Here is a 5,560-nt window from a genome sequence, read left to right as displayed (position 1 = left end):
AGAGGAGTATAAACGTAGACTTTCAGAACTTAAAAAATCACCACTAGATCAAAAAAGTGCTTTGCTTGAAACACAAGAAGATAAATTAAAACGAGGTATTGCAAGGTTAATTGATAGTTATGCTCAAGAATATATTGATCAAGAAGAATTTGAGCCAAGAATTAAAGCAATGAAACAAAACTTAAAAATGGTTGAAGAACAAAAGAAAAAGATATTTGATCAGAAAAAACTCACACAAGAGTTAACTCTAGTAGTAACAAATTTAGAGGGGTTTTCCTCTAGTATTAACTCAAGTCTTAATAATGCAGACTGGCTAACTAAACGTGATATTATTAGAACGTTAGTTAAGCGAATTGAGATTAATTTTGAGGATGCAAACATCGTGTTTAGAGTAAAAGAGCTTCCAGACTCTTTTCATATGGAGAAAAATCAATGCTCGCAATGTTGTTGTAGGGGTAGGGAAACCTTTCTTGGGTTAGCTATAAAACTATGTAAAAGCAATAAATTTCTTTATTTAAGACCGAAGTTTTGCTATTCTCAGGTTTTAATAATTTAAAATTAATGAATATAAACAAAAATGAGTTTTTATTTCTTCCGCTTGGGGGAGTAGGAAGAATCGGAATGAACGTTAGCCTATATCATTACCAAGGCAAGTGGATTATGATCGACCTTGGTATCGGTTTTGCAGATGAAACTATGCCAGGTGTTGAGCTGCTCATTGCTGATGTGGATTTTATTGCTCAAAGAAAAAAAGATTTGCTTGGAATAATAATTACACATGCACATGAGGACCACTGCGGTGCAGTGCCCCACTTGTGGGAAGAGTTGCAGTGCTCCATATATACAACAAAGTTTACGGTTAATTTTCTTAAAGAAAAACTAAAAGAATTTCGATTGGAAGGTATAGTGCCTGTAAAAGAGGTAGACATAAATGGCAGCATAAATTTGGGTCCTTTTACCGTCGAGTTTATAAATGGAACTCATTCAATTCCTGAGGCAAATTCAATATTAATTAGCACTGAAATGGGTAGTGCACTCCATACCGGAGACTGGAAATTTGATCCAAAACCTGTTGTTGGATTAACTTCTAATATGGAGCGTCTAAAAGAAATTGGCGATAAAGGTGACCTGCTTGCAGCAATTTGCGATTCAACCAATATATTAAGCAAGCATCACCCTGAGTCAGAAGGTGAAATTTATAATAATATTTATAACATAATAAAGCGGTCTAAAAAGTTAGTTGCTGTTTCGCTATTCGCTTCAAATGTGGCACGAATTGAAACGATAAGCCAAGCTGCAAAAGCACTAAATAGAAAAGTAGTTTTACTTGGTAGATCTTTATGGAGAATAGTGAAAGTTGCGCAAGATAGTGGTTATTTAACTGATTCTCCTCAGTTTCTTGAAGCAAAGGAAGCAGTAAATTTTCCAAGGGAAGAACTGGTGCTACTTTGCACAGGTTGTCAAGGTGAGCCACTGGCAGCTACCGCAAGACTTGCTGCTAAGAGTCATCAAGCATTTAAAATGCAGCAAGGTGATACCATGATCTTTTCGTCAAAAATCATTCCTGGAAATGAAACTCGTGCGCACAACATGCTCAATGCCTTTATTGAGATGGGGGTAGAAGTTATTACTGAAAAAACAGAGCATGTTCATACTTCTGGACATCCAACAAGAGAAGAGCTAAAGGAAATGTATTCTTTAATAAAACCGAAGATGTCTATTCCAGTTCACGGCGAATATATTCACACGCATGCACATGTAAAATTTGCTAAAGAGTGCGGTGTGGCAAAAGCAATAATGATTGCACCAGGTGATATTGTTAATTTGGAGAACGGAGAAAAGGTTGATTCAATTGATGTTGACTACTTTGGTATTGATGGTATGTTGCTACGTCATCCGGAGAGCAGTGTTATAAAAATGCGTAAAAGAATGAGAGATGCCGGAGTTATTGTGGTAACAGCAGTTGTAAACAAGAAAAATAAATTGCTTGCTAAACCAAAAGTATTTGTACCTGGTGTTTTTGAAGTGCTAGAAGATGCAGCTACCATACAGAAAATTGTCAAGAAAGTTGAGTCGTTGTTTAGTTTGCAGCCAACAAAAAAAATTAAAAATAAGATTGAAAGTTCAATATTGAGTATCTTAAAGGAATATTTACTAAAAAGACCTATAATTGAGGTTCAGATAGAACAGGTATGAAATGAATGAGGCTATTCGTTCATCTGGTGTTATTTATTTCGTTATTTATTCCTTATTTTACAAAAGCTGCTTTATATGTTGATATAAAAAAAAGCAGTGTTGGTAATATTGGTCTTGTTGTATCTAAATGTACATGTAAAACAGCGTTGGAAAGCGAATTAAGCGAAAATATTGCAAAGGTAATAGGAACAAATTTATCTAATTGTGGCTTATTTAATGTAAAACGTGGCGCGGAAGCTGAATCTAAATCTTGGAAAAGCGATACTGTAGTCACAGTAAGTTTAAGCGAAATATCTGGTAGTGCATTAGAGCTATCATTTCGTTTATTTGACACTTTTACAAAAAGAGAATTACTTACTCAGTCAGTTGTTTTTCCAGCAAAAGACTGGAGAAAAATTGGTCACCTCGTTTCGGATGTGATACATGATAGATTAATTGGTGAGAAAGGGCACTTCAACACAAAAATCACGTATGTCGCTGAAGAAAAAGATAGCAACTACAAATCTGTGCGTAAAATTGCTGTGATGAATCAAGATGGAAGTAATATAAAATACTTAACAAATGGCGATAGATTTGTGTCAACACCGAGATTCTCACCAAATGGAAAGGGCATTGTTTATATCTCGTACGCAAATGGTAAAAGTTATATAATATTAAAAAATTTAAAAGATAACACTGAATCAATAATCAGCGCATTTGAAGGAGTTGTTTCTGCACCAAGATTTTCTCCCGATGGTAAATCTCTTTTAATTTCCCACTCATTGGGTGGTGAAACGAATATATTATCTTTGGATTTAAGTAGTAAACGAACAAAAAAAATTACTAAAGGTTCAGCTATAAGCACTTCTCCCTCTTTTTCTCCAGATCAAAAGTATATGGCTTTTAGTTCTGATATAAGTGGGAGTCAGCAACTGTACGTTATCGATTTTACTAACAAAAGTAAAAAACCTAAAAGAATTAGTTTTGGAAGTGGAAGATATGCTACGCCTGTTTGGTCGCCAAAAGGAGATCTGATAGCTTTTACAAAGATTCAGTCAGGAAAATTTTACATAGGAGTTATGAAGCCAGATGGCAAAGAAGAACGTCTGCTTTCAGAGGGGCATAAAATTGAATCCCCGGCATGGTTACCAAATGGTAGAGAAATCATTTTTACAAGAACAGAATCACCAAGCAACTCTAAACTATATTTAGTAGACTTAGTAAAGAAAAATCAAAAAATGGTTTCCACTCCCACAAATGCTTCTTTACCGGATTGGTCTTATTTTTGAAAGTAGATCTATTATAGGTTTGATATGAGCCTTACTTTACTTTAATCGCTTATAACCTTTGGCACTACGAAATACCCATGCTCAGGTTTTGTATTGGACAATATCTCTTTTTTAATGTTTTGAGAATTTATAACATCATCGCGTACATGAATGTCCTTGTCTATACTGCCATAACGCATAGGAGAAACACCTTCAGTATTAACTTGCAATAAAGTATCATGTATCCAATCCAGCATTGTCAGTTCTTTGGAGTAGTGATCAATCTCGTCATTTGATAACTTAATCCTTACAAGCTGTGCAATTTTAAGCATTTCTTCTTTGGTAATTGTTATTTTTCTCTTATTTGCAAATTCTATTAGTGAAGTAATAACGTCTTCTGTTGACTTAGCTGGCATCTTTACCTCCTTGGATAAAGTGAGTTAAAATATCTACGACCGAAACAACTTCCATTTTACCAGTTTTTTCAAGTTTGTGAAGTATGGTATCCGTAATCACTAATTTATCTAAAGAAGAGGAAGAAATTTTCTCAACTGCACTTCCTGAAAGCACGCCATGTGTGATGCATGAAATTACGGACTTTGCTCCGTGGCCTTTTAAAGCAAGAGCTGCATTACACAATGTTCCACCAGAGTCAACTATATCATCAACAATGACACAATTTTTATTTGCAACTTCTCCTATTATGTTCATTACTTGAGATGTGCCTGCTTTCTCCCTATATTTATCTACTACAATAATCTTATCATTTAACCCTATCTTGTACTTTTCCTCTAAAGTCTTTGCAAAAGCACGTGCTCTACCAATTGCTCCAACATCAGGTGCAACAATTGCCAAATTTTCCGTGTGTATAGAGTCAACAAATGCTTCAAAGCAGTTCAAATTAGTTATCGGTACATCAAAGAATCCTTCAATTTGACTTGAGTGCAAATCAATAACTGCAACACTACTTGCACCTGCAGTTTGAATAAGATTTGCAACTAATTTAGCACTTAAAGCAGATTGCATATTATTGTTCTTGATAATTCTATCTTGTCTGCTATATCCATAATAAGGAATAATTACTACTATCCTTTTGGCTTCTAATCTATTTACTGCATCAATTATAAGCAGAAGCTCCATAAGATTATCATTCACAGGGGGAGAAAGAGATTGTATTATATATACTTCTTGATTATATAGATCATTTGCTACTTCTACATTTACCTCACCATCGGTAAACTTTGATATCCAAGCAGAGGATGGTTGAACATCTAGCTGGTTAACTACTGATTCCCCTAATTCCTTACTAGCATTACCTATTATTATCTTCATAACGCACTAATTGAGTTTTTAAGATTATACAGAAATTGTGAAATAATTGAAATGTAAGTGTCTTTATCTAGCATTCTTGTCGGTGAATTAGGTACCTCTTGTACAATGACCTGTCATTTTCACGCGTTGTTTCAATATACATACCCAAATTGAAACAACTATACAAAATCCTGCTTATGTTTCAAGATAAATGACTTTAATGAAATATAATTTATCTAGTCATTTGTATCTGCTAACATACTACACTTCCCATTGTAGAGCCTCTGCAACTTACTGAAATTTATAATCGCTTTATAAAAATTTATACTCTTTGCTTAATTGGAGGCGCTACCTCTGCACTTTCTGCTCTGTCTAGGGTACTACTTGGTTTTTCTGCAGTAATTTTTTGAATGCTACCATCTACCTTATTCTTGATATCTGCTCCATATGATCTTAATACTTCAATAGCTTTCTCGTTTCCACTATTCAGCACAATATCCAAAGCATCCATTCCATCATTATTTTTGTGGTTGATAAAATTCTCTAACTCAAAGATTTTTATATATTGCTCAATGATGAATTCTATCACTTTTCCAGGGCAATTATTAGCGGCAGGAAAGAGTACTGCATTGTTATTATTGTCTTTCTTTGTTAGAACCTGTTAAGGATCTCGAAAATATGAGGTAAAATAAGCATAGTTAAGAAAGAGGTATATCTATGCAAAAAAGCTATCCAAGCGATATAAGTAAAGAACAATTTAAAAAAATTAGACCAATACTGGAGAGTAGCAGAAAGAAAACAAAACC

Annotated in this window: 4 protein-coding genes and 2 pseudogenes; 3 read left to right on the top strand and 3 right to left on the bottom strand. The window is 34.3% G+C overall.

Going from position 1 to position 5,560, the window contains the following annotated elements:
- From OZD63_RS05480 to OZD63_RS05470, 3 genes and pseudogenes are all read left to right on the top strand, one after another.
- Positions 1-556, top strand: a pseudogene (locus OZD63_RS05480) (hypothetical protein); the annotation flags it as partial.
- Between the two features lie 5 nt (positions 557-561).
- Complete coding sequence (locus OZD63_RS05475; RefSeq protein ID WP_274980018.1) at positions 562-2,196, top strand: ribonuclease J; 1,635 nt, start codon at positions 562-564, stop codon at positions 2,194-2,196.
- A gap of 5 nt (positions 2,197-2,201) precedes the next feature.
- Positions 2,202-3,464: a protein TolB gene (locus OZD63_RS05470; RefSeq protein WP_275008325.1), complete on the top strand. Its 1,263-nt coding sequence runs from the start codon at positions 2,202-2,204 to the stop codon at positions 3,462-3,464.
- A 41-nt stretch (positions 3,465-3,505) separates the two neighbouring features.
- On the opposite strand, the gene gatC is transcribed toward OZD63_RS05470, so the two are convergent.
- The 3 genes and pseudogenes from gatC to OZD63_RS05455 form a co-directional block, all read right to left on the bottom strand.
- Positions 3,506-3,859 (bottom strand): Asp-tRNA(Asn)/Glu-tRNA(Gln) amidotransferase subunit GatC, encoded by a 354-nt coding sequence (gene gatC / locus OZD63_RS05465; RefSeq protein WP_015588776.1) that lies wholly within the window; start codon positions 3,857-3,859, stop codon positions 3,506-3,508.
- A complete protein-coding gene (locus OZD63_RS05460) occupies positions 3,849-4,775 on the bottom strand; it encodes a ribose-phosphate diphosphokinase (protein ID WP_275008324.1) in 927 nt (308 codons plus the stop codon). Before OZD63_RS05460 ends, gatC begins: the two co-directional genes overlap by 11 nt.
- Before the next feature lie 301 nt (positions 4,776-5,076).
- Positions 5,077-5,409, bottom strand: a pseudogene (locus OZD63_RS05455) (ankyrin repeat domain-containing protein); the annotation flags it as partial.
- Positions 5,410-5,560 lie beyond the last annotated feature (151 nt).

It is taken from the genome of Wolbachia endosymbiont of Drosophila leontia (assembly GCF_028981785.1).
GTDB lineage: Bacteria > Pseudomonadota > Alphaproteobacteria > Rickettsiales > Anaplasmataceae > Wolbachia > Wolbachia pipientis.
The sequence above is the reverse complement of the archived record's forward strand: the minus strand, read 5'-3'. Positions and strand labels throughout refer to the sequence as shown.

Bases quoted from the DNA above. Each gene is read 5' to 3' on its own strand.
- OZD63_RS05475 (WP_274980018.1), top strand. From the start codon at position 562: ATGAATATAAACAAAAATGAGTTTTTATTTCTTCCGCTTGGGGGAGTA.
- OZD63_RS05470 (WP_275008325.1), top strand. From the start codon at position 2,202: ATGAGGCTATTCGTTCATCTGGTGTTATTTATTTCGTTATTTATTCCT.
- gatC (WP_015588776.1), bottom strand. From the start codon at position 3,859: ATGCCAGCTAAGTCAACAGAAGACGTTATTACTTCACTAATAGAATTT.
- OZD63_RS05460 (WP_275008324.1), bottom strand. From the start codon at position 4,775: ATGAAGATAATAATAGGTAATGCTAGTAAGGAATTAGGGGAATCAGTA.